General features: G+C 53.7%; 1 rRNA gene. It reads left to right on the top strand.

Features of this window, described 5'->3' with window-relative positions:
• Nucleotides 1-1,343 (top strand): 16S ribosomal RNA (locus JCM9157_RS23015); the annotation flags it as partial.
• Between the last annotated feature and the right edge of the window lie 83 nt (nt 1,344-1,426).

Genomic DNA, 1,426 nt, shown 5'->3' with positions numbered 1-1,426 from the left:
ATGGCTCCGGCTATCACTACAGGATGGGCCCGCGGCGCATTAGCTAGTTGGTGAGGTAATGGCTCACCAAGGCGACGATGCGTAGCCGACCTGAGAGGGTGATCGGCCACACTGGGACTGAGACACGGCCCAGACTCCTACGGGAGGCAGCAGTAGGGAATCTTCCGCAATGGACGAAAGTCTGACGGAGCAACGCCGCGTGAGTGATGAAGGATTTCGGTTCGTAAAGCTCTGTTGTTAGGGAAGAACAAGTGCCGTTCGAATAGGGCGGCACCTTGACGGTACCTAACCAGAAAGCCACGGCTAACTACGTGCCAGCAGCCGCGGTAATACGTAGGTGGCAAGCGTTGTCCGGAATTATTGGGCGTAAAGCGCGCGCAGGCGGTCTTTTAAGTCTGATGTGAAAGCCCACGGCTCAACCGTGGAGGGTCATTGGAAACTGGGAGACTTGAGTACAGAAGAGGAGAGTGGAATTCCACGTGTAGCGGTGAAATGCGTAGATATGTGGAGGAACACCAGTGGCGAAGGCGACTCTCTGGTCTGTAACTGACGCTGAGGCGCGAAAGCGTGGGGAGCAAACAGGATTAGATACCCTGGTAGTCCACGCCGTAAACGATGAGTGCTAGGTGTTAGGGGTTTCGATGCCCTTAGTGCCGAAGTTAACACATTAAGCACTCCGCCTGGGGAGTACGACCGCAAGGTTGAAACTCAAAGGAATTGACGGGGGCCCGCACAAGCAGTGGAGCATGTGGTTTAATTCGAAGCAACGCGAAGAACCTTACCAGGTCTTGACATCCTTTGACCACCCTAGAGATAGGGCTTTCCCCTTCGGGGGACAAAGTGACAGGTGGTGCATGGTTGTCGTCAGCTCGTGTCGTGAGATGTTGGGTTAAGTCCCGCAACGAGCGCAACCCTTGATCTTAGTTGCCAGCATTCAGTTGGGCACTCTAAGGTGACTGCCGGTGACAAACCGGAGGAAGGTGGGGACGACGTCAAATCATCATGCCCCTTATGACCTGGGCTACACACGTGCTACAATGGATGGTACAAAGAGCAGCAAAACCGCGAGGTCGAGCCAATCTCATAAAGCCATTCTCAGTTCGGATTGTAGGCTGCAACTCGCCTACATGAAGCCGGAATTGCTAGTAATCGCGGATCAGCATGCCGCGGTGAATACGTTCCCGGGCCTTGTACACACCGCCCGTCACACCACGAGAGTTTGTAACACCCGAAGTCGGTGGGGTAACCCTTTTGGGAGCTAGCCGCCTAAGGTGGGACAGATGATTGGGGTGAAGTCGTAACAAGGTAGCCGTATCGGAAGGTGCGGCTGGATCACCTCCTTTCTATGGAGTATTTAACTCTAGTCGACGAACAACTTCGGTTGTTTGCGCTTTGGTCTTTTGTTCAGTTTTGGAAGAATTCATTT

Origin of the sequence: Halalkalibacter akibai JCM 9157 (assembly GCF_000513135.1) — a bacterium.
Taxonomy (GTDB): domain Bacteria; phylum Bacillota; class Bacilli; order Bacillales; family Bacillaceae_D; genus Halalkalibacter; species Halalkalibacter akibai.
Note: the sequence above shows the minus strand (reverse complement) of the source record. Positions and strands in the feature narration are given on the sequence as shown.